This window comes from Pseudomonas sp. Sample_10 (assembly GCF_004321495.1).
GTDB lineage: Bacteria > Pseudomonadota > Gammaproteobacteria > Pseudomonadales > Pseudomonadaceae > Aquipseudomonas.
The window spans coordinates 24,890-48,500 of record NZ_RCOE01000195.1; the positions used below are offsets into that span (position 1 = coordinate 24,890).

General features: G+C 59.9%; 15 protein-coding genes. 7 read left to right on the top strand and 8 right to left on the bottom strand.

The genetic code is table 11. The features are described 5' to 3' along the window. Nucleotides 1-116 precede the first annotated feature (116 nt). The 3 genes from zipA to D8U18_RS19225 form a co-directional block, all read right to left on the bottom strand. The gene (gene zipA, locus D8U18_RS19215) at nt 117-971 is read right to left on the bottom strand and encodes a cell division protein ZipA (RefSeq protein ID WP_056856981.1); all 855 of its coding nucleotides are present in this window, start codon (nt 969-971) and stop codon (nt 117-119) included. A 257-nt stretch (nt 972-1,228) separates the two neighbouring features. Further along, complete coding sequence (gene smc, locus D8U18_RS19220; RefSeq protein ID WP_131108179.1) at nt 1,229-4,717, bottom strand: chromosome segregation protein SMC; 3,489 nt, start codon at nt 4,715-4,717, stop codon at nt 1,229-1,231. Between the two features lie 2 nt (nt 4,718-4,719). Then, a complete protein-coding gene (locus D8U18_RS19225) occupies nt 4,720-5,379 on the bottom strand; it encodes a GntR family transcriptional regulator (RefSeq protein ID WP_056856979.1) in 660 nt (219 codons plus the stop codon). 263 nt (nt 5,380-5,642) lie between these two features. Here D8U18_RS19225 and xdhA point away from each other — a divergent pair, with 263 nt between their 5' ends. From xdhA to guaD, 4 genes are all read left to right on the top strand, one after another. Continuing rightward, nucleotides 5,643-7,097 (top strand): xanthine dehydrogenase small subunit, encoded by a 1,455-nt coding sequence (gene xdhA / locus D8U18_RS19230; protein WP_056856978.1) that lies wholly within the window; start codon nt 5,643-5,645, stop codon nt 7,095-7,097. Then, entirely contained in the window at nt 7,090-9,489 is a 2,400-nt protein-coding gene (gene xdhB, locus D8U18_RS19235) for a xanthine dehydrogenase molybdopterin binding subunit (RefSeq protein WP_131108180.1), read from the top strand. Before xdhA ends, xdhB begins: the two co-directional genes overlap by 8 nt. 139 nt (nt 9,490-9,628) lie before the next feature. After that, nucleotides 9,629-10,471, top strand: a complete 843-nt coding sequence (xdhC, locus tag D8U18_RS19240) for a xanthine dehydrogenase accessory protein XdhC (protein WP_056856976.1) — start codon at nt 9,629-9,631, stop codon at nt 10,469-10,471. Between the two features lie 8 nt (nt 10,472-10,479). Next, the gene (gene guaD, locus D8U18_RS19245) at nt 10,480-11,784 is read left to right on the top strand and encodes a guanine deaminase (protein WP_056856975.1); all 1,305 of its coding nucleotides are present in this window, start codon (nt 10,480-10,482) and stop codon (nt 11,782-11,784) included. A gap of 218 nt (nt 11,785-12,002) precedes the next feature. Here the strand turns inward: guaD and D8U18_RS19250 are convergent, their stop codons facing one another. Next, complete coding sequence (locus D8U18_RS19250; protein WP_056856974.1) at nt 12,003-12,767, bottom strand: GntR family transcriptional regulator; 765 nt, start codon at nt 12,765-12,767, stop codon at nt 12,003-12,005. A gap of 357 nt (nt 12,768-13,124) precedes the next feature. Here D8U18_RS19250 and D8U18_RS19255 point away from each other — a divergent pair, with 357 nt between their 5' ends. Beyond that, nucleotides 13,125-14,315 (top strand): benzoate/H(+) symporter BenE family transporter, encoded by a 1,191-nt coding sequence (locus D8U18_RS19255; protein ID WP_130906148.1) that lies wholly within the window; start codon nt 13,125-13,127, stop codon nt 14,313-14,315. A gap of 123 nt (nt 14,316-14,438) precedes the next feature. Here D8U18_RS19255 and D8U18_RS19260 read toward each other — a convergent pair whose 3' ends face one another. Further along, nucleotides 14,439-14,783, bottom strand: a complete 345-nt coding sequence (locus tag D8U18_RS19260) for a YggL family protein (protein WP_007971486.1) — start codon at nt 14,781-14,783, stop codon at nt 14,439-14,441. A gap of 234 nt (nt 14,784-15,017) precedes the next feature. Here D8U18_RS19260 and dacB point away from each other — a divergent pair, with 234 nt between their 5' ends. After that, nucleotides 15,018-16,478, top strand: a complete 1,461-nt coding sequence (gene dacB / locus D8U18_RS19265) for a D-alanyl-D-alanine carboxypeptidase/D-alanyl-D-alanine-endopeptidase (protein ID WP_056856972.1) — start codon at nt 15,018-15,020, stop codon at nt 16,476-16,478. Between the two features lie 138 nt (nt 16,479-16,616). On the opposite strand, the gene D8U18_RS19270 is transcribed toward dacB, so the two are convergent. Beyond that, on the bottom strand, nt 16,617-19,010 hold the full coding sequence (locus D8U18_RS19270) for a GGDEF domain-containing protein (protein WP_130906147.1): 2,394 nt from the start codon (nt 19,008-19,010) through the stop codon (nt 16,617-16,619). A 143-nt stretch (nt 19,011-19,153) separates the two neighbouring features. Then, nucleotides 19,154-21,424 carry a bifunctional 23S rRNA (guanine(2069)-N(7))-methyltransferase RlmK/23S rRNA (guanine(2445)-N(2))-methyltransferase RlmL gene (gene rlmKL / locus D8U18_RS19275; protein WP_130907838.1) on the bottom strand — a complete coding sequence of 757 codons (2,271 nt, stop codon included), beginning with the start codon at nt 21,422-21,424 and terminating at the stop codon, nt 19,154-19,156. Nucleotides 21,425-21,953: 529 nt separating this feature from the next. Here rlmKL and D8U18_RS19280 point away from each other — a divergent pair. Continuing rightward, nucleotides 21,954-22,169 carry a ribosome modulation factor gene (locus D8U18_RS19280; RefSeq protein ID WP_003223300.1) on the top strand — a complete coding sequence of 72 codons (216 nt, stop codon included), beginning with the start codon at nt 21,954-21,956 and terminating at the stop codon, nt 22,167-22,169. A 266-nt stretch (nt 22,170-22,435) separates the two neighbouring features. Here D8U18_RS19280 and D8U18_RS19285 read toward each other — a convergent pair whose 3' ends face one another. After that, complete coding sequence (locus tag D8U18_RS19285) at nt 22,436-23,455, bottom strand: quinone-dependent dihydroorotate dehydrogenase (RefSeq protein ID WP_131108181.1); 1,020 nt, start codon at nt 23,453-23,455, stop codon at nt 22,436-22,438. Nucleotides 23,456-23,611: the final 156 nt, after the last annotated feature.

Below are 23,611 nucleotides of genomic sequence, written 5' to 3' on the forward strand. Positions count from 1 at the left end.
GGCTGCTCAATTTTCTAAGTACAGTAGCTCAAGGCTATGGACATTGTGGCGAGGGAGCTTGCTCCCTCTCCACAACAAGCTCCTGTGTCACAGAAGCCTGCCCCGTCCATTCAATATCAGCGCTTCTGGGTCAGGGCGCGGCGCTCGAACTCGACGATACGCTGACGATAATGCTCGATCGTCTGGGCGGTCAGCACGCTGCGCTGATCGTCTTTCAATTCGCCGTTCAGCTCTTGCGACAGTTTGCGCGCTGCAGCCACCATCACGTCAAAGGCTTGCTTGGGATGACGCGGGCCTGGCAATCCGAGGAAGAAACTTACCGCCGGAGTGCTGAAGTGGTCGATGTCGTCCAGATCGAACACACCTGGCTTGACCGCGTTGGCCATGGAGAACAGCACCTCGCCGTTGCCCGCCATGCTTTCGTGACGATGGAAGATGTCCATCTCGCCAAAACGCAGGCCGCTTTCGAGGATGTTCTGCAACAACGCCGGTCCTTTGAAACCTGCTGCGTCGCGGCAAATGACACTGATCACCAGCACTTCTTCAGCCTGGGGCTGCTCTTTCTCGCTGACCGATGGAGAGGGTTTGGTGTCATCCGGAAAATCGTCGTCACGACTGCTGAAGCTCGGTCCGCCGTCCAGATCCAGGCTGAGGTTCATGTCGCCCTGAGCCGGCTCGCCATGACTACGCTTGCCGCGTTTGGAGCCCGACTCACGCGGTTCACGTGCCGGCATGCTCACCGAAGGCAAGTCGTGTTCGTCCAGTTGCGGTTCCTTGTGGGAATCCAGCACACGGGGCGGACCCAACAACTCGGCGCTGGTGTCTTCGTCCGGAAGATTGGACAGACTTCGATCAAGACGGAATTTCAATTTTCCCTTGCCGCCGCGCATCCGGCGCCAGCCATCAAAAAGAATACCGGCAATGACAATAATGCCGATGACGATCAGCCACTCGCGCAGACCGATTTCCATGTAATCCCGTGCCTCTATAAAAAATGCTGAAAAATAAGGGGTTTACAAGCTGCAAACCGCTTTAAAACGTGGCGCCAACTCTATGTTCTGACAGGCGTTTTGCCCACGTATACGAAAAATTGACATTAAACTAGCACGACCAAAGGCAACTTTACACCGTCTGTCACTGTGGCTAGCGCGAATATGTCGATTAGCCAGCAAGTCAACGCAAGCAAAAAAGTCCGATAACCCTGTAGTACCTGTCTTACAGATACAACTCAGGCATCCACCATTGCCATCGCCTCCTCGACATCCACGGCCACCAGACGCGAACAACCGGGCTCATGCATCGTCACCCCCATCAGTTGTTCGGCCATTTCCATGGCGATCTTGTTGTGGGTGATATAAATGAATTGCACCGTTTGCGACATCTCTTTGACCAGCCTTGCATAGCGTCCAACGTTAGCGTCATCCAATGGCGCGTCAACTTCATCGAGCATGCAGAACGGCGCCGGGTTCAACTTGAAGATGGCAAAAACCAGGGCCAATGCAGTCAGGGCCTTTTCGCCACCGGAGAGCAAATGGATGGTGCTGTTCTTCTTTCCTGGCGGCTGCGCCATGATCGTTACCCCTGTATCGAGTAGATCTTCGCCCGTCAGTTCCAAATACGCGCGACCGCCACCGAAAACTTTTGGGAAAAGCGCCTGTAAACCGCCATTGATCTGATCAAAGGTATCCTTGAAACGGTTTCGGGTTTCCTTGTCGATCTTGCGAATCACGTTTTCCAGGGTCTCCAGTGCTTCCACCAGATCGGCGTCCTGGGCATCCAGATAACGTTTACGCTCCGATTGTTGCTGGTATTCGTCGATGGCCGCCAGGTTGATCGCACCGAGGCGCGCAATCCGCGCCGCAATGCGTTCGAGCTCTTCCTCGGCAGCTTTCTCGCTGGCTTCGGCTGTCAGCGTGGCGAGTACGCCGTGCAGATCGTAGCCGTCCTCCAGCAACTGATCCTGCAAAGCCTTACGGCGCACGGTCAACGCCTGCCATTCCATGCGTTGCTGTTCGAGTTGACCGCGGATCAGCTGTGATTGCTGCTCAGCCTGGTTGCGGCGTTTTTCCGCATCACGCAGTTCACGATCGGCATCTTCCAAGGCGATCTGTGCGGTCTTGAGCTCTTCGTCGACGGTCATGCGTTTGTCGAGCAATTCCTCAAGTTTCAAACGCAGCTCTTCCAGCGGTGCCTCGCCCTCCTCCAGATTGAGGCTCAATTGCTCGCGCTTTTCGGTCAGGCGTTCAGACTGCATTTCCAGGCGCTCGAGCGCCTGTCGCGTCGAATCGTGCTGAGCCTTCAGCGAGCCCAACCGCACCGCCAGTTGATGGGCGTGATCCTTGTGCTGCCGCGCTTCCTGGCGCACCCGGTCAAGGCGTTCGCGCAGACTGTCGCGCTGGGCCAGCAGTAATTCGCGCTGCTCGGTGTCCAGCGCCATGCTGTCCAGAGCTTCCTGCAACTGCAGACGCGCTTCGCCGATGTTTTCGTGTTCCAACGCACGCTGTTCGTCCAGCTCAATGAGCTCTTCGTCGAGGCGAGTGCGGCGCAGGCTCAACTGTTCGGCCTTGGCCTTACCGGCCGACAATTGGGCTTTCAATTCACCCTGCTGACGGGCTTCGTCTTGCAGCAAACGGCGCAAATGTTCACGGCCGTTCTCCTGCTGGCGCTGTTGCGCGCGCAGGTTCTGCAACTGGCTTTCGAGGTTTTCGACGGCGGCTTCGCGCTCTTCACGCTCAAGGCCAAGCGCCTGGATTTCCTGGCCACGGGCCAACACACCGCTTTCTGCTTCGCTGGCCCGGCGCACCCGCAGGAAATGCCGGCCAACCCAGAAGCCGTCGCGACTGATCAGGCTTTGGCCAACGCCCAACTGCCCGCGCAAGGTCAGCGCCTGCTCAAGATTTTCAACCGGTTTGACCTGCCCCAACCAAGGCGACAGATCAATCTGTGCCTCGACCTTGTCGAGCAGGCTGCCCGGCACCCGCACGCCGTCGCCAGCGGGGCTGAGCAAGCGCAAATCGCCCTGGGCAAACCCGGCCAGATCAAAATCATTGAAGTCATCCACCAGCACGGCCTGCAAGTCGGCGCCCAGGACGGTTTCCACCGCAAGCTCCCAACCTGCTTCGACCTTCAGGCCTTCGGCCAGACGCGGGCGATCCGCGAGGTGCTGCTCGCGCAGCCATTCGGCGGTGCCGGTGCCGGGATCGAGCGCGGCTTGTTGCAAGGCTTCCAGCGACGCCAGACGCCCATTGAGCCGCTGCAGGTCGCCCTGGGCCTGTTGCTGCGCCGTCAGCGTTTGTTGCAATTGCTGACGCAGTTGCTCGAGTTTTTCGACCTGGGCTTCTTCACTGGTCTGCAAATCCTCGAGGGTCGCCTCGGATTCAGCGAGCTGTTCGCTGAGCGCCATGATCGCTGCGTCTTCCGGGTCTGCCGAGAGCAACGCGCGTTCTTCGCCAAGACGTTTCTGACGATCTGCCAAGCGCTCCAGACTGGTTTCCAGTTGCTGGATCCGCGACTGCTGCACTTCAGCCTGACGGCGCGGTTCGGCGGCGCTGAGATTGAACGTGTCCCACTGCTCCTGCCAGCCGTGCATGGTCGTTTCGGATTCTTCCAGTGCCGCGGCGGCCTCTTCGGCGGCGGCGCTGGTAACTTCCTGTTCCGGCGTGAGCATGTCGAGCTCTTCGCCGAGGGTCAACAGCAACGTGCGGTCGTGCCCCAGGTGAGATTCGGTTTCCAGCCGCGCGCGCTCGGCTTCTTTCAAGTCGTCCTGCAACTGACGCAAACGCTGCTGGCCGTGCTGAATGCTCTGCTCGACCCGAGCGATGTCGCCGCCGACCGAATAGAAGCGTCCCTGCACCAGATTGAAGCGTTCAGAGAGCTCGTGATGACCATCGCGCAAGCGCTCGATGCTGGCATCGGCGTTGCGCTGCTCGGCCACCAAGGCTTCGAAACTGATTTCCTGGGTACCGATGATCGCTTCGCGCTGACCGACCTGATCGTTCAAGTCCTGCCAGCGCAGTGCCGACAACTGCGCCTTGAGCTGACGCTCCTCGCTTTTGCATTCCTGATATTTCTTGGCCGCCTCGGCCTGGCGGTGCAAGCGTTCCAGCTGACGCGTCAGCTCTTCACGCAGGTCAGTCAGGCGTTCGAGGTTTTCGTGGGTGCGGCGGATGCGGTTTTCGGTCTCGCGCCGGCGCTCCTTGTACTTGGAAATGCCCGCGGCTTCTTCGATGAAGTTTCGCAGGTCTTCGGGCTTGGACTCGATCAGCTTGGAGATCATCCCCTGCTCGATGATCGAGTAGCTGCGCGGGCCGAGGCCGGTGCCGAGGAAGATGTCAGTGATGTCGCGGCGACGGCATTTGGTGCCGTTGAGGTAATAGGTGGTCTGGCTGTCGCGGGTCACTTTGCGACGAATGGAAATTTCCGCATAAGCGGCGTATTCGCCGAGCAATGTACCGTCGGAGTTATCGAACACCAGCTCGATGCTCGCCTGGCTCACCGGCTTGCGGCTGGTGGAGCCGTTGAAGATGACGTCGGTCATCGACTCGCCACGCAGGTTCTTGGCCGAACTCTCGCCCATCACCCAACGCACGGCGTCGATGATGTTCGACTTGCCGCAACCATTGGGTCCGACCACCGCCGCCATGTTGCTGGGGAAGTTCACCGTGGTCGGATCGACGAAGGATTTGAACCCCGCCAGCTTGATGCATTTGAGCCGCAAGATCAGGCGTCCGTCAGGGCGGAGATCACCAGATCGCAGCTGCGCTGGCCGTAGGCGATCAGCACTTCGCGGATCTGAGCGTAGTCCCGGGCAATCACCGCCGCGAGCAGACGCTCGAACAGCTCCAGATATTCGCTCATCGAGGCCTTGCGCTGATCCAGGGCAAGGAAATAGGCACGGCTCATGGCCGGCTGCAGATTCTCGACGGTTTCCTGCAAATACGGATTGTTGGCGAACGAATACGTGGCGCGCATCACATTGAAGCTTTCATCGACGAAGGTATGGATGTCCTGGCGTTCGTAGCTGGCGGTAAGCCGCTGCTGAATCTGCACGAACGGCGCCAGGTCGGCCTGGACTTTCCAGCCGGTGGCCACGGCATTGGCGAGCAGGATGTACATCTCGCCCATCAGCGTGCACAGGCTCCGTACCTTGTGCGCGGTGAGCTCGGTCACGTGGGCGCCACGTCGCGGCAGGATCGCAATCAGGTGGCGACGCTCAAGGATCAGCAAGGCCTCACGGACCGAGCCGCGGCTGACATTGAGTGCCAGCGTGACCTTCTGTTCCTGGATGCGCTCTCCGGGCTTCATTTCGCCGCGAATGATGCGTTCGGCGAGGTGGTGAGCGATTTGCTCGGCGAGGCTGTCCGGCGCCTTGAACGTCATGGTTGTCCTTCAAACTGTTCGATCTGCACAAGCGGCGCAGTGTAGCGCAATTGATACGTCATGGCGCACAGCCCTGGCGGGGGTTTTGGCACGATTCAAGCAAAAAGCAGGCTGGCCTGCGAGGGTCAATAATGAAGAAACAGTTGTGAGTCGACAAAATGCATTTTCCTGACCTTTAAGTCAGAAAATCATTGACCGAAAAGTCAGACCTGCTAAATTCGGTCACATCGGTTAACAACAATAATGAGTCTGCGAGGCCTTCCGTGATCCAGTTTTTACTAAACCAGGAACTCCGTAGCGAGCACGCCCTGGACCCGAACCTGACCGTGCTCAACTATTTGCGCGACCATGTGGGCAAGCCCGGCACCAAAGAAGGCTGCGCCAGCGGTGACTGCGGCGCGTGCACCGTGGTGGTCGGCGAATTGCAGACGGATGACACCGGTCGCGAACACATCCGTTATCGCAGCCTCAACTCCTGCCTGACGTTCGTTTCGTCACTGCATGGCAAACAACTCATCAGCGTTGAAGACCTCAAGCACAAAGGTGAACTGCACAGCGTGCAGAAAGCCATGGTCGAGTGCCACGGCTCACAGTGCGGCTTCTGCACACCGGGCTTCGTGATGTCGTTGTTCGCCCTGCAAAAGAACAGCGAAGCGCCCGATTCCCACAAAGCCCACGAAGCCCTGGCCGGCAACCTCTGCCGTTGCACCGGCTATCGGCCGATTCTCGAAGCCGCCGAACAATCCTGCTGCGGTAAACAACCGGATCAGTTCGATGCGCGTGAAGCGGACACCATTGCCCGCTTGAAAGCCATTGCACCGACCGACATCGGCGAACTCAACAGCGGCGACAAACGCTGCCTGGTGCCGCTGACCGTGGCCGACCTGGCCGATCTCTACGACGCTTACCCGCAGGCCCGCCTGCTGGCCGGCGGTACGGACCTGGCGCTGGAAGTCACGCAGTTCCACCGCACCCTGCCGGTGATGATCTATGTCGGCAACGTCGCCGAAATGAAGCGCATCGAGCGTTTCGACGACCGCCTGGAAATCGGTGCCGCCACCGCCCTCTCCGATTGCTATGAAGCCTTGAAGGCTGAATACCCGGATTTCGGCGAACTGCTGCAGCGTTTCGCGTCCTTGCAGATCCGCAACCAGGGCACGCTGGGCGGCAACATCGGCAATGCCTCGCCCATCGGCGATTCGCCTCCGCTGTTGATCGCCCTCGGCGCGCAAATCGTTCTGTGCAAAGGCGAAACCCGCCGTACCCTGGCGCTGGAGGACTACTTCATCGATTACCGCGTGACCGCGCGTCAGGAAAGCGAGTTCATCGAGAAGATCATCGTGCCCCGCGCCAGCGTCGAGAATCTGTTCCGCGCCTACAAAGTCTCCAAGCGCCTGGACGACGACATCTCTGCCGTGTGCGCCGCCTTCAACATTCGCCTGGAAAACGGCATCGTCGCGCAAGCACGCGTCGCGTTCGGCGGCATGGCGGCCATTCCGAAACGTGCCGCAGCCTGTGAAGCGGCGCTGCTCGGCTCGCCGTTCAACCATGCCACCATCGAACGCGCCTGCACCGCACTGGCCGAAGACTTCACACCGCTCTCGGATTTTCGCGCCAGCAAGGAATATCGCCTGCTCAGCGCGCAAAACCTGCTGCGCAAATACTTCATCGAACTGCAAACACCGCACATCGAGACTCGGGTGACCGCTTATGTCTAATCATCACGCCGTAGAGAAGACCCAGGCCGAACTGGCTGAACTGTTCGCCAAGGACCTGACCACCGGTGTCGGTCGCAGCGTCAAGCACGACAGCGCGGCCAAGCATGTGTCCGGTGAAGCGCAGTACATCGATGATCGCTTGGAGTTTCCCAACCAGTTGCACGTTTACGCGCGCCTGTCGGACCGCGCCCACGCGAAGATCATCAGCATCGACACCCAGCCTTGCTACGCCTTCGAGGGCGTGCGCATCGCCATCACCCACGAAGACGTACCAGGCCTGAAAGACATCGGCCCACTGTTGCCCGGTGATCCGCTCCTGGCCATTGATGACGTGCAGTTCGTCGGGCAGCCGGTGCTGGCCGTGGCCGCCAAGGATCTGGAAACCGCCCGCAAGGCAGCGATGGCCGCAATCATCGAATACGAAGACCTGGAACCCGTGCTTGACGTGGTCGAAGCCCTGCGCAAACGCCACTTCGTGCTCGACAGCCACACCCATCAGCGCGGCGATTCAGCCACGGCGCTGGCCACCGCCGAACATCGCATCCAGGGCACGCTGCACATCGGCGGCCAGGAGCATTTCTATCTGGAAACCCAGATCTCTTCGGTGATGCCGACCGAAGACGGCGGCATGATCGTCTACTGCTCCACGCAAAACCCCACGGAAGTGCAGAAGCTGGTGGCTGAAGTGCTGGACGTGTCGATGAACAAGATCGTCGTCGACATGCGCCGCATGGGCGGTGGTTTCGGCGGCAAGGAAACCCAGGCGGCGAGCCCGGCGTGCCTGTGCGCGGTGATCGCGCACCTGACCGGCCAGCCGACCAAGATGCGCCTGCCGCGCGTCGAAGACATGCTGATGACCGGCAAGCGTCACCCGTTCTATGTCGAGTACGACGTCGGCTTCGACAGCACCGGCCGCCTGCACGGCATCGCCCTGGAACTGGCCGGCAACTGCGGTTGCTCGCCAGATCTGTCGGCCTCGATCGTCGACCGAGCGATGTTCCACTCCGACAACTCGTATTACCTGGGTGATGCGACCATCAACGGTCACCGCTGCAAGACCAATACCGCGTCGAACACTGCTTACCGTGGTTTCGGCGGCCCGCAAGGCATGGTCGCCATCGAAGAAGTGATGGACGCCATCGCCCGGCATCTGGCCCTCGATCCGCTGGCCGTGCGCAAAGCCAACTACTACGGCAAGACCGAGCGCAACGTCACCCATTACTACCAGACCGTCGAGCACAACATGCTCGAGGAAATGACCGCCGAACTGGAAGAAAGCAGCCAGTACGCCGAGCGCCGCGAAGCGATCCGTCGCTACAACGCCAACAGCCCGATCCTGAAAAAAGGCCTGGCGCTGACCCCGGTGAAATTCGGCATTTCCTTCACCGCCAGCTTCCTCAACCAGGCCGGCGCCCTGGTGCACGTCTACACCGACGGAAGCATCCATTTGAACCACGGTGGCACCGAAATGGGCCAGGGCTTGAACACCAAGGTCGCGCAGGTCGTGGCCGAAGTGTTCCAGGTGGAAATGGACCGCGTGCAAATCACTGCGACCAACACTGACAAGGTACCGAACACCTCGCCGACCGCAGCGTCCAGTGGCGCCGACCTGAACGGCAAAGCCGCGCAGAACGCCGCCGAAACCATCAAGCAGCGCCTGGTGGAATTCGCCGCCCGCCAATACAAGGTCAGCGAAGAGGACGTCGAATTCCACAACGGCCACGTGCGGGTTCGCGACCACATCCTGACTTTCGAAGCGTTGATACAGCAGGCCTATTTCGCCCAGGTATCTCTATCGAGCACCGGCTTCTACAAGACGCCGAAAATCTACTATGACCGCAGCCAGGCCCGTGGCCGTCCGTTCTACTACTTCGCCTTCGGTGCGGCGTGCTGCGAAGTGCTGGTGGACACCCTCACCGGCGAATACAAGATGCTGCGCACCGACATCCTCCACGACGTCGGCGCGTCGTTGAACCCGGCCATCGACATTGGTCAGGTCGAGGGTGGTTTCATCCAGGGCATGGGTTGGCTGACCATGGAAGAGCTGGTGTGGAACAACAAGGGCAAGCTGATGACCAACGGCCCGGCCAGTTACAAGATCCCGGCCGTGGCGGACATGCCGCTGGACCTGCGGGTGAAGCTGGTGGAAAACCGCAAGAACCCGGAAGACACGGTGTTCCATTCCAAGGCCGTGGGTGAGCCGCCGTTCATGCTCGGCATCGCCGCGTGGTGTGCGATCAAAGACGCCGTGGCGAGCCTGGGTGACTACAAGCATCAACCGAAGATCGACGCTCCGGCGACGCCGGAACGGGTGTTGTGGGGTTGCGAGCAGATGTGCCAGTTGAAGGCGGCGAAGGCTGTTGAGGCTGAAACCGAACTGGCTTCGCTCTGATGATCGTTCCCACGCTCTGCGTGGGAATGCAGCCGGCGACGCTCCGCGTCGCATCCTGAACAGCGGACGCGGAGCGTCCAGTGATGCATTCCCACGCGGAGCGTGGGAACGATCTGACAGACAGATGTCGAGGTGAAACATGTACAACTGGATCGACGCCCTCGCCGACCTGCAAAACCAGGGTGAGCCCTGCGTGTTGGTGACGATCATCGAAGAGCTCGGCTCGACTCCGCGCAATGCCGGCTCGAAGATGGTCATCAGCGCCCGTCAGGCCTTCGACACCATCGGTGGCGGGCACCTGGAATACAAGGCCATGCAGATCGCTCGCGAGATGCTCGCCAGCGGCAAGCAGGACACGCATCTGGAGCGTTTCAGCCTCGGTGCCAGCCTTGGTCAGTGCTGCGGCGGTGCCACCGTTTTGCTGTTCGAACCGATGGGCCAGGTGCAAGCGCAAATCGCTGTGTTCGGCGCCGGCCACGTCGGCCGGGCGCTGGTGCCATTGCTCTCCAGCCTGCCCTGCCGCGTGCGCTGGATCGACTCACGCGACGATGAGTTTCCCGAGCAGATCCCCCACGGCGTTCGCAAGATCGTTGCCGAAGAACCGGTGGATGAAATCGACGACCTGCCCGCCGGCAGCTACTGCATCGTCATGACCCACAATCACCAGCTCGACCTCGAACTCACCGCCGCGATTCTCAAGCGCAACGATTTCGCCTACTTCGGCCTGATCGGTTCGAAGACCAAACGGGTCAAGTTCGAACATCGTCTGCGTGATCGCGGCTTCGACAGCAGCGTCGTGCAACGCATGCGCTGCCCGATGGGCATCGGCGAAGTCAAAGGCAAGTTGCCTGTGGAAATCGCCATCTCCATCGCCGGCGAGATCATCGCCACTTACAACGCGAACTTCGGCCAGCACACCGCCAGCGCCGGATCGATTGCCAAACTGCTGCCTGCGTCACGCCGCAGCCAAGCCTCCCATTGAGAACGCTCATGCCACTGACTCGCAAAGCCTACCGCGCCGCCATCCTGCACAGCATCGCCGACCCTGCCATCGTTGGCATCGAAGCCTCGTATGAATATTTCGAGGACGGCTTGCTGGTGGTTGATAACGGCAAAATCAGCGCACTTGGCCACGCCAGTGATTTGCTGCCGACGCTGCCGGCAGACATCGAAATCACCCATTATCAGGACGCGTTGATTACCCCCGGCTTTATCGACACCCACATCCACCTGCCACAAACCGGCATGGTCGGTGCCTACGGTGAACAATTGCTGGACTGGCTCAACACTTACACCTTCCCGTGCGAAAGCCAGTTCGCCGACAAGGCCCATGCCGACGAAGTCGCGGACATTTTCATCAAGGAATTGCTGCGCAACGGCACCACGACGGCACTGGTTTTCGGCAGCGTACATCCGCAATCGGTGAACTCGTTCTTTGAAGCGGCCGAGCAGCTCGACCTGCGGATGATCGCCGGCAAGGTGATGATGGACCGCAACGCCCCGGACTACCTGACCGATACCGCTGAATCGAGCTACCTCGAAAGCAAAGCGTTGATCGAGCGCTGGCACGGCAAGGGTCGCCTGCACTACGCCGTGACTCCACGCTTCGCCCCGACCAGCACCCCGGAACAACTGACCCTGGCCGGCCAGTTGCTGAGCGAATACCCGGATCTGTACATGCAGACCCACATCAGCGAAAACCTCAAGGAAATCGAGTGGGTCAAGGCGCTGTTCCCGGAGCGCAAGGGCTACCTGGACGTCTACGATCACTACCAATTGCTCGGTGAACGCTCGGTGTTCGCCCACGGCGTGCACCTGTGCGATGAAGAGTGCGCGCGCCTGGCGGAAACCGGTTCGGCCATCTCGTTCTGCCCGACTTCGAACTTCTTCCTCGGTAGCGGCCTGTTCAATCTGCCGATGGCCGAGAAGCACAAACTCAATGTCGGCATCGGCACCGATGTCGGCGGCGGCACCAGTTTCTCGCTGCTGCAAACCCTCAACGAGGCCTACAAGGTCATGCAACTGCAAGGTGCGCGCCTGAGCCCGTTCAAGTCGCTGTACCTGGCCACCCTCGGCGGTGCCCGCGCATTGCGCCTGGAAGACAAGATCGGCAATCTGCAACCGGGTACCGACGCCGACTTCCTGGTGCTCGACTACAACGCCACGCCGCTGCTGGGCTATCGCCTGAAGCAGGCCAATAACATCGCCGAAACGTTGTTTGTGTTGATGACGCTGGGGGATGACCGGACGGTGTTGCAGACCTATGCGGCGGGGAATCTGGTGCATCAGCGCTAAGGCATTGCGTGCATGATCGTTCCCACGCTCTGCGTGGGAACGATCCAACGATCCAATTCAGCTCGGTCCCTGTGGGAGCTGGCTTGCCAGCGATTTGATCGTTCCCACGCTCCGCGTGGGAATGCAGCCCGGGACGCTCCGCGTTCCTGCCGAAGCGGACGCGAAGCGTCCATTGAGGCATTCCCACGCAGAGCGTGGGAACGATCAGTATCAGGAAGTCAGAGCTTGGCAGTCGATCGCCCTGGCTTCTTGGTCTGCAACAAGTGCGAGAACACCGCATGCAGGTCATCCGAAGCACTTTCCTCATCAAGGTTGAGCTTGCTGTCGATGTGATCCATGTGATGCATCATCAGGTCTACCGCCAGTTCACCATTGCGCGCTTCGATGGCGTCGATCAACTGGGTGTGCTCGTCATAAGAGCAGTGGGAACGGTTGCCGCTTTCATACTGGGCAATGATCAGCGAGGTCTGCGACACGAGGCTGCGCTGGAAACTGATCAACGGCGCGTTTTTCGCCGCTTCGGCCAGTTTCAGGTGGAACTCACCCGACAGACGGATACCGGCACCACGATCGCCACGGGAAAAACTGTCGCGTTCGTCGTTGACCATTTGGCGCAACTCGGCGATCTGCTCGGCGGTGGCGTGCTGGACCGCCAATTCCGTAATCGCTCGCTCCACCAGACGGCGGGCCATGAACACCTGCCGAGCCTCTTCGACACTCGGGCTGGCGACCACGGCACCGCGGTTCGGACGCAACAGCACCACGCTTTCATGGGCCAGGCGCGACAAGGCGCGGCGAATGATGGTGCGGCTGACCCCGAAAATTTCCCCCAGCGCTTCTTCGCTCAACTTGGTGCCGGGCGCCAGACGCTGTTCGAGGATGGCCTCGAAGATATGCGCGTAGACAATATCGTCCTGGGTTCCGCTGCGGCCGGCTTTGCCTGCTCGCGGTTGTTTCTTGAGGGGTTGCAACTGTTCGTTCATGGGCACTCGAGTCGGGAAAACTGCGGCGAATAGACCGTGACTGTAATACGGCACAGTGGGTCGCTGGCAAGTATCGCGTAAAAAACACTGCGATTGTACACAATGGATGGTGGCAACACGACTGTACGGCTGTTTGTCACATCCGCTGTATCGCAACGATCCATTACGTTTGAGTTTAGGCTTGATCACAGAATCCGCAGCCCGCACACGCCCCCGTAGGAGCAAAGCTTGCTCGCGATAGCGATTTCATTTTCGAAAACACTGTCGACTGACACGCCGTCATCGCGAGCAAGCTCGGCTCCTACAGGGACCGGGTGGCCTCGGACATAGTTCTCTGAACCAAGGAACACCATCGTCATGACCGACGCCACGCACACTCAGCTACGCCCCTTGGCCGATACGTCACCATCGGCCATCGTCGCCGGGTTCATCGCGATGATGACTGGCTACACCAGTTCACTGGTGCTGATGTTCCAGGCCGGGCAAGCGGCCGGCCTGACCAGCGGGCAGATTTCATCGTGGATCTGGGCGATCTCGATTGGCATGGCAGTGTGCTCGATCGGCCTGTCCTTGCGCTATCGCACGCCCATCACGATTGCCTGGTCGACCCCGGGCGCCGCCCTGCTGATCACCAGCCTGGGCGGCGTGTCCTACGGCGAAGCCATCGGCGCCTATATAACCTGTGCCGTGCTGGTGACGATTTGCGGTCTCACCGGCAGCTTCGAACGCCTGGTCAAAAAGATTCCGGCTTCTTTGGCGGCCGCGCTGCTGGCGGGCATCCTGTTCAAGATCGGCAGCGAGATCTTCGTCGCCGCCCAGCATCGCACGGCGCTGGTCCTGGGCATGTTTGTCACTTATCTGCTGGTCAAGCGCCTGTCACCGCGTTACGCGGTGCTGGCCGCGCTGTTGATCGGTACAGCGTTGTCCGGGTTCATGGGGCTGCTGGATTTCAGCGGTTTCCACCTGGAAGTGGCCACGCCGGTCTGGACCACCCCGCACTTCTCCCTGGCCGCAACGATCAGCATCGGCATTCCGCTGTTCGTGGTGGCGATGACCTCGCAAAACATGCCCGGTATCGCCGTACTACGCGCCGACGGCTACAACGTACCGGCCTCGCCGCTGATTACCACCACCGGTATCGCTTCGCTGCTGCTGGCGCCGTTCGGCTCCCACGGCATTAACCTGGCGGCGATCAGCGCGGCCATCTGCACCGGGCCGCATGCCCACGAGGATCGCAACAAGCGCTACACCGCCGCTGTCTGGTGCGGGATTTTCTACGGGATTGCCGGGGTATTCGGCGCGACACTGGCAGCGCTGTTTGCGGCGCTGCCAAAGGAACTGGTGTTGTCGATAGCCGCGCTGGCGTTGTTCGGCTCGATCATCAATGGCTTGAGCATTGCCATGAGCGAAGTGAAGGAACGTGAGGCGGCGCTGATCACCTTCATGGTGACGGCGTCGGGGTTGACGCTGTTTTCCATTGGTTCGGCATTCTGGGGGATTGTGGCGGGGGTCGTGACGCTGCTGATTCTGAACTGGCGCAAGGTTTGAGGGCGCTTTCGCGGGCATATTCTTGTAGGAGCGAGGCTTGCCCGCGAACGGTTCATCAAGCCATGTGCGCACAAAAAACAGGTATAAAAAAACGGCGACCCTCGGGTCGCCGTTTTCAGAACATCAAGCTACCGGATTGATCGGCTTTTCCGGATACCAGACGTCCAGCAGCGGGCTGACTTCAACGCTGGTCAGCTCGGTGCGACCTTTGAGCCAGGCTTCAACGGCGGCGCGCTGTTCAGCGCTGACCGAGCCACGCTTCTGCAGGCAAACCAGACCGTAGTCGTCGCCGCCAACATAGCCCAGACCGTTGGCTTCCATGGCTTCTTTGAGGAACGCGTCGAGGAAAGCATCAATGGCTTCATCAGCCAAATCTTCTTTGAAATCCAGGTTCAGTTCGAAACCCAGCTCTTGAAATTCATCGACGCACAGTTTTTTGCGCAGACGCTGGGAACGGTTAGTCGCCATTGGAACAATCCTCTTAAGTAATAACGGCCGGCACTTTAGCAGTTTAAGCCGCCGATTGCCCGACTCAGTGGGCCGCAAGGGCTACCGCCGGTAAAAAAATAGCCGATTGGATGGTCAAGGCACGGCACAAGCCGTGACGCCTTGGGGCATAATGCCGACACTTTCATGACCACTGGGGGAATTTATCTTCATGCCCTCGTTTTTTTTCCCCTCGGCTGCAGGGTTCTATTTCACATGATCAAATCGTTACGTCCTTTATTGCTGGCCGGCCTGTTGCTTCCCCTGGCCCTTCCTGTTTGCGCTGACCCGATCAACACCTCTTTGTCTCCCAACGTCCAAAAAGCCCTCAAGGCCAGCAAGCTGCAGGACAACGCCCTGTCGCTGGTGATGATTCCGCTCAACGGCCCGGGCACTCCGACTATTTTCAACGCCGACGTATCGGTCAACCCGGCGTCGACCATGAAGCTGGTGACCACTTACGCGGCCCTGGAAATGCTCGGCCCGAACCATCAGTGGAAAACCGAGTTCTACACCGACGGCACCCTCAGCGGCGGTATCCTCAATGGCAATCTCTACCTCAAGGGTGGTGGTGATCCGAAGCTGAACATGGAAAAACTCTGGCTGTTGATGCGTGACCTGCGCGCCAACGGCGTGACTCAGGTCACCGGCGATCTGGTGCTGGACAAGAATTTCTTCGTGCAACCGCAATTGCCCGAATTCAATGACGACGGCAATGACGAGAACAAACCGTTCCTGGTCAAACCCGATGCGTTGCTGGTCAACCTGAAGGCCTTGCGCTTTGTCGCGCGCAATGACTCGGGCAAGGTGCTGGTTTCGGTGGAACCACCCATTGCCAGCATTCGCATCGACAATCAGGTCAAGGCTCTCAACTCCAAGCAATGTACCGGCGGTGTGCGCTACAACCCGGTGCCCCAGGCCGATGGCAGTGTGACGGTGACCGTCGGCGGCCAGTTGGGTGAAGGTTGCAGTTCACAGACTTACTTGTCGCTGCTTGATCACGCGACGTACACGGCCGGTGCCGTGCGAGCGATCTGGAAAGAACTGGGCGGCAGCATCCAGGGCAAGGATGTGCTGGCGCCAACGCCGAAAGACGCCAAAGTGCTGGCGCGGGCATTTTCGCCGGATCTGGCGGAAATCATCCGCGATATCAACAAATACAGTAACAACACCATGGCCCAGCAGCTGTTCCTGAGCCTGGGGCAGAAATACCGTACCGATGCCGACGGTGACGATGCCAAGGCGGCACAGCGGGTCGTACGCCAGTGGCTGGCGAAGAAAGGCATTACCGCGCCGCACCTGGTGATGGAGAACGGCTCCGGCCTGTCCCGTTTCGAACGCGTCAGCGCCCGGGAAATGGCTTCGATGCTGCAGGCCGCCTGGCGCAGCCCTTACGCCGCCGAGTACATCAGCTCGATGCCGATTGCCGGCACCGACGGCACCATGCGCAAGCGCCTGAAGACCACCGCGATGCGCGGCGAAGCCCACGTCAAAACCGGCACCCTGAACACCGTGCGCGCCATCGCCGGTTTCAGCCGAGACGTCAACGGCAACACCTGGGCCGTCGTGGCGATCCTCAACGACAAGGCGCCATTCGGTGCATCATCGGTGCTCGACCAAGTGCTGCTGGACTTGTATCGCCAGCCGAAACTGGCGCAGACCGCTTCGGCGCTCTAATCGGCTGCAGAGGCTGCAGAGATTCCCTGTAGGAGCAAAACCTGCTCGCGATAGCGGCAGCACATTCAACATAAATGTGACTGACAGACCGCCATCGCGAGCAAGCTTGGCTCCTACAGGGTATGCGTACAGCGCATATCAATTCGTCTCGCCCTGCACCCGGTCCCTGCCCGCCTGCTTCGCCGCATACACCCCCGAGTCCGCCCTTAACAGCAGCGCGTCCGCGCCCTCGCCGACTCGCCAACTGGCAATCCCGAAACTCGCAGTGACGATCCCGACCTCGTCGATCGGCGAACTGCGCAAGCCTTGCCACAGCTCCAGGGCCAGTACATGCGCGTGCTCACCGTTAATGCCCGGGCACAGCACCATGAACTCTTCGCCACCCAATCGACAAAATACATCCGTGCGGCGCAGCCGATTGCCAATGCGCTCGCAGACGATCTGCAACACCCGATCACCCACGGCATGCCCATGCTGGTCATTGATGCGCTTGAAGTGGTCAATGTCGAGCATGATCACCGACAGTTCGCCGCTACCACGCTCGACCCGGGCCATTTCGGTGGTCAGACGCTCCTGGAAATAGCGCCGGTTGTGAATACCGGTGAGGGAGTCGGTGATCGACAGCGCCCGCAGCTCTTCTTCCACCCGCTTCATGTCGGAAATATCCGAGATGTAGCCATGCCAGAGCACGCCGCCGCCGGGCAGCTCTTCCGGCGTCGCCTCGCCGCGTACCCAACGCAAACCGCGCTGTGGCAGCTGCACGCGATACTCCTCGCGCCAAGGGCTGAGGGTGTCCGCCGAAGCGCGAATGGAGGCGCGCACACGGGTGGTGTCCTGGGGATGGATGCGCGTGAAGATCGCTTCGGCATTGAGTAGCAAAACGTCCGGTTCGAGCTCGTAGATTTCACGAATGCCATCGCTGGCATAGATGACGCTGAAGCGTCCGTCGAATTCCATCTTGAATTGATAGATGCCGCCGGGCACATGGGCACTGAGTTTCTTCAATAACAAGTCCCGCGCTGCGAGGGCTTCATGCACGCGTTTGCGTTCGGTGATATCGATGCACACCGCCAGATGGCCGACCCACAGCCCTTGCTCATCAAGCACCGGAGTCGCCAGCATGTTGACGATCAAATGGCTGCCGTCCCCCCGCACCAGCGTCCATTCCCGCGCCTCGTGCCCGGTGCCTTCGCCGCCCTCGACCAACATTGCATGGCAGGTCGGGACCGGTTTGCCGAAACGTGCGCTAAGTTCTGCCGAGCGTGCCGCCAGTTCCCGGGGCAAGTGCAGGTTTTCCAGGGTCATGTGCCCAACCACTTCGGCGGCGGTGTAGCCGAGCATCTGTTCGGCTCCGGCGTTAAAGGTGCTGATCACGCCCCGCAAATCCGTGGCGATGATCGCCACCTGGGTCGCCGCGTTCAGCACGCCGCGCAACTGGCCGTGGGTGCCACGCAGTTCCTGCTCCCGAGCGCGCAACTCTTCGGTCCTTTGCTCAACCATCTTCAGCGCTCGCTGCCGCTGGCTGACCAGTACGTATAGCAAGGCACTGAGCAGCATGCTGAGCGAACCACCGAGCACCACCAGCGTGGTCACCGATGAGTGGTTGGCCTTGAGAAACGCTTCGCTGGGCTGGATGTCGACCTGGTAATCATGATCGGCCATTCGCAACAGCCGGGTCGCCGACAACTCGCTGACGGCCGCTGTGTTTGGCGATTCATACAGCACTTCATGCTGATCATCGATGGACAGATCGAGAATACGCACTGACAGATAGTCACGCCCCGCTTCCGGCAAGCCGTCCGCCAGCAATTGGCGCATGCTGATCACGGCCATGACATAACCGAATGGTTTGGTCGTCGTCGGACTGTTGCCCGACATGACCGGAGCGACCAGCAGCACGCCCCGCGCATACGCCGGCTCGATACTCACCAGATGCATCGGTTGCGAGACGGCCATCTGGCCACTCTGGTCCGCTCGCTGCAATGTGGCACGACGCAACGGCTGGGCCAGCAAATCGTAACCGAGCGGCGCACCGAGTTTGCTTTGCGTCTGGCTGAACAGCACCACCACGTACTCGTCCCGCTCGCCAGCCAGTTGCAACTGGCCGTCGGCGTTGAGCTCGCGAAAAGCAAAACTGCTCAAGCCTTCATCACGAACACGGCGTTCGAACGCTGCACGTTCGTCACGGCTCACCCGTTGCGCAAACGAGTACGCCTGGGTCCGGTGCAATAACGGTTGGGTATAGCCATTGAACTCCTCTCGGGAGACCGAATCGGAGTTGGCAAAGAACCGGCGCAGGCCGTCGAGGCGCTGCTCCTGATCTTGGAAGCGTTCTTCGATACGGCTATAACGCTCACTGGCCAGCAGTTGGAAGCGTTGCCGCAATTGCTGGTGAAACAGATTGAGGGTCGACCATGCCAGCAAGCCCGTGAGAATCCCGCCGACAAGCAAAACCAGAAGCGCGACCAGCCAGGCCGAGACATCTTCGCTGATAAAACCCAGGATTTTTGGGCGCACGGCGTGCAACGACATAAACGCAACTCAAAACGCCAGGTGCGGGAAAGCCCTTTGGCCCTGAGTTGAGTTATAGCTATTAGCCACTAATTTGACCAGTACAGAAAGAATCCACAGAGCCTTTTAAAATCAAGGCTCTGTGGATCCAACCCCTTCAGATATCAACGGGCCGTGATTTTCCAGGCGCGGTGAATCTTGGCGTTGCGGGAAAAATCCGGATCGATGGTCTGGGCGGTAATCTCTTCGACCGCGTAGCGCTCGCTGAGGTTGGGCTCCAGCTCGAACTTGCGGAAGTTGTTGGAGAAGTACAACACCCCGCCCGGCGCCAGCCGAGCCATCGCCAGATCGATCAACTGCACCTGATCGCGTTGCACGTCGAAAATCCCTTCCATGCGCTTGGAGTTGGAGAATGTCGGCGGGTCAATGAAGATCAGATCGTATTCGTCACGACTGGCGTCCAGCCAGGCCATCACATCGCCCTGCTCCAGGCGGTTCTTGTCGGAAAAACCGTTCAGCGACAGATTGCGACGCGCCCAGTCAAGATAGGTTTTCGACAGGTCGACGCTGGTGGTGCTGCGTGCACCGCCCTTGGCCGCGTGCACGCTGGCCGTGGCGGTGTAGCAGAACAGATTGAGGAAGCGCTTGCCGGCCGCCTCTTTCTGAATGCGCATGCGCATAGGACGGTGGTCGAGGAACAGGCCGGTATCCAGGTAATCGGTGAGGTTGACCAACAGCTTCACGCCACCTTCGTTGACCTCGACGAACTTGCCCTGAGCCGCCTGGCGTTCATATTGCTTGGTGCCACTCTGACGCTCGCGGCGTTTGACCACCACGCGGCTCTTGTCGATGTTCAAAGCCTGCGGAATGGCGGCCAGGGCATCGAACATCCGCGCCGAGGCTTTTTCCGGATCGATGGATTTCGGCGCGGCGTATTCCTGGACGTGGACCCAATCGTGATACAGGTCGATGGCCATGGAATATTCCGGCATGTCGGCATCGTACACGCGATAGCAGTCGATGCCTTCGCGCTTGACCCACTTGCCCAAGGCCTTGAGGTTTTTTTGCAGGCGATTGGCAAACATCTGCCCGCCTTCGCTCAGGCGCGGCTGCTCGACCACCGGGGCCGGCGCCGGCACGGGTTTGATCGGGTTGCCGTTTTTGTTGTACTTGCGCTCTTGCGGCTCGCTCGGCGCCTCGTCATAGGCCGCTTGCTCCCGTTCGGCCTGACGCTGTTCCGGGGTACGACGCTCGCCTGTGACGAACTGGTCGGGCAGCACCTTGATCAACAGCAGCTTGCACGGCAAGGCGCCGTTCCAGAACGAATACTGCTTGTGGCTGCGGATGCCCATGCGCTTGCCCAGATCCGGCGCGCCGGTAAAGACGGCGGCTTCCCAGTTCAGGCAGGCCTGACGCAGACGCTCGCCGAGGTTCTGGTAAAGGTAGAGCAGGCTCGCCTCGTCGCCCAGTCGCTCGCCGTATGGAGGGTTGCAGATCACCAGGCCTTTCTGGTTTTGATCCGGACGCGGCTCGAAAGTCGCGACTTCGCCCTGATAGATCTTGATCCACTCGCTGAGGCCGGCACGCTCGACGTTGTTGCGGCCCGGCTGAATCAGGCGCGGGTCGGCTTCGTAACCGCGAATCCACAACGGCGGCTTGGCCAGACCGGCAGCGGCGCGTTCGGACGCCTCTTCATGGAGCTTTTTCCACAGCGCCGGTACGTGACCCAGCCAGGCGGTGAATCCCCACTGCTCGCGACGCAGGTTCGGCGCGATGTCAGCAGCGATCATCGCCGCTTCCACCAGAAAGGTACCGACACCGCACATCGGGTCAGCCAGTGCGCCACCTTGCGCTGCGATACGTGGCCAGCCGGAACGGATCAGGATGGCGGCCGCGAGGTTTTCCTTCAGCGGCGCCGCGCCTTGCTGCAGGCGATAGCCGCGCTGGTGCAGGCTGTGGCCGGAGAGGTCGAGGGAAAGGATCGCTTCGCCGCGATCCAGGCGCAGGTGAATGCGCAGGTCCGGGTTGAGTTTGTCGATGGATGGACGGTCGCCCTGCGGGGTGCGCAGTTTGTCGACGATGGCATCCTTGACCTTCAAGGCACCGAAGTGGGTGTTGTCGATGCCCGAGCCGTGACCACTGAATTCGACGGCCAGGGTGCCGTCATTGAGCATGTGGTCTTGCCACTCGATGTCGAGCACGCCGTGGTAGAGGTCCTCGGCGTCTTTCATCGGGAAACGCTTGAGCACCAGCAATACCCGGTTGGCCAGGCGCGACCACAGGCACAGGCGATAAGCGGTTTCCATGGTGGCCATGCCGCGCACGGCAGAGGTGTGCTCACGTGCTTCCTCAAGGCCAAGCCCGACGGCTTCCTCGATGAGCAGGCCTTCAAGGCCTTTTGGGCAAGTGAGGAAGAGTTCGAAACGATCGGACATGAGAATTCGGAGCCTTTGGCTGAGTGGCCCGACAACGCATTGCCGGACCGGTTTTCAATCAGGCGCTTTTCTCGAAGAGCGCCCGCGTGGCACGAAGGTGTGCCGTTCCACCCCTGCTGCCCGGGTTAAATGAGCTTAGATGCAAGGACAGATAAAAAAGTTGATGCAACAAAATGACATAAGTCGACCCTTCGTCGAATAGTGCTTCCCGGCAACGGGAGGCATTCTCACCAAAGGATTAACCTGATCATGCTGTGCGGGGCCGATCATACCGGGGTTTACCTGAAAAATACCCAGCTAACATGCGGTTACTTATGGCCTTAGCACATGAACAGTTACGTCCTTATGACAAAACGATCATTCCCTCGATGTGACGCATTGGTTAGAACTCAACTCAGGTTGGCACCGCAATGGCGCCAACACCTTGGCTCGTCACGCCGGCAACGAGCCCCCAACGGCAGAGTTTTTCTGCCAGACCTCAATTGAGGTCGACGCGATAAATACAGTCAACAAGTGAGGGCAACACCCTATGAGAAGACTTAAGCGTGATCCGTTGGAAAGAGCATTTTTGCGCGGATATCAATATGGCGTTGGTGGCAAATCCCGTGAGCTTTGCCCATTTACTCTACCGTCGGTACGTCAAGCCTGGATTAACGGCTGGCGAGAAGGACGCGGCGACAACTGGGACGGTATGACCGGCACTGCGGGAATCCACAGACTCAACGAACTTCACGCCGTCGGCTAATTACAGGGCACAACACTCCGACACGACAATCTGATTTTGTACTGAATTAACCACGCACGTCCCATCCGGACGGCGGGCTGCGGCCCAGGGGCTCCTTTGAAGGGGCCCTTTTTTATGCTTGCTCCAAAGCAAGGAAAACCTGTTTTTTTGGCGAGGGAGCTTGCTCCCGCCCGGTTGCGAAGCAATCGTAAACCCGGTGTTCTCAATCAATTTGACTGCTTCGCAGCGGGAGCAAGCTCCCTCGCCACAAAAGCTCCCTTGAGCCTTCAGCGCAGGGCAGCGATTGCGTCTACGGATTCACGAATCAGCGCCGGGCCTTTATAGATGAAGCCGGAGTAGATCTGCACCAGGCTCGCACCGGCAGTGATCTTCTCTGCCGCATGTTTGCCTTCAGTGATGCCACCGGCAGCAATGATCGGCAGGCGGCCGCCCAACTCCGCCGCCAACACCTTCACGGTGTGGGTGCTCTTGTCGCGAACCGGTGCACCGGACAGGCCGCCCGCCTCGTCACCATGCTCCATGCCCTCGACGCCGACACGGCTCAAGGTGGTATTGGTGGCGATGACCGCGTCCATTCCGGTTTCGATCAACGCTTGCGCAACCTGCGCAGTTTCTTCGTCAGTCATGTCCGGGGCGATCTTGATGGCCAGCGGCACGTGTTTGCCGTGACGCAGCGCCAGTTCAGCGCGACGCGTGGCAAGGTCGGCCAACAGTTGCTTGAGCGAATCGCCGAATTGCAGGCTGCGCAGGCCCGGTGTGTTCGGCGAGCTGACGTTGACCGTCACGTAGCTGGCGTGGGCATAGACCTTGTCCAGGCAAATCAGATAATCGTCAACCGCGCGCTCGACCGGGGTATCGAAGTTCTTGCCGATGTTGATGCCCAGCACGCCCTTGTACTTGGCGGCTGTCACACGGGCCAACAGGTGATCGACGCCAAGGTTGTTGAAGCCCATGCGGTTGATGATGGCCTCGGCTTCCGGCAATCGGAAAATCCGTGGTTTCGGATTACCCGGTTGCGGACGCGGGGTTATGGTGCCTATTTCGACAAAACCGAAACCCAATTGGGCGAAACCGTCAATGGCCGCGCCGTTTTTGTCCAGGCCGGCGGCCAGCCCCACCGGATTCGGAAAATCCAGGCCCATGACGTTGACCGGCATCTTCGCCGGTGCCTTGCACAGCAAGCCGTTAAGGCCCAAACGTCCGCCCGCGCCGATCAGGTCCAGGGACAGATCGTGGGAGGTTTCCGGGGAAAGTTTGAACAACAGCTGACGGGCCAGGGTGTACATGGGCGGATTTGACTCGATTGGCGGCGAAATGAGGCGGCGATTATAGCCGGGGTTGAGGTTGGCGGGCGATCTCTTTGCCGTGAATCCCGGGATGGCATATGCCTTGCACCCATCGAAGCATCAGCACGCAGGCCAACGGCGGAATGCGTGCAAGGA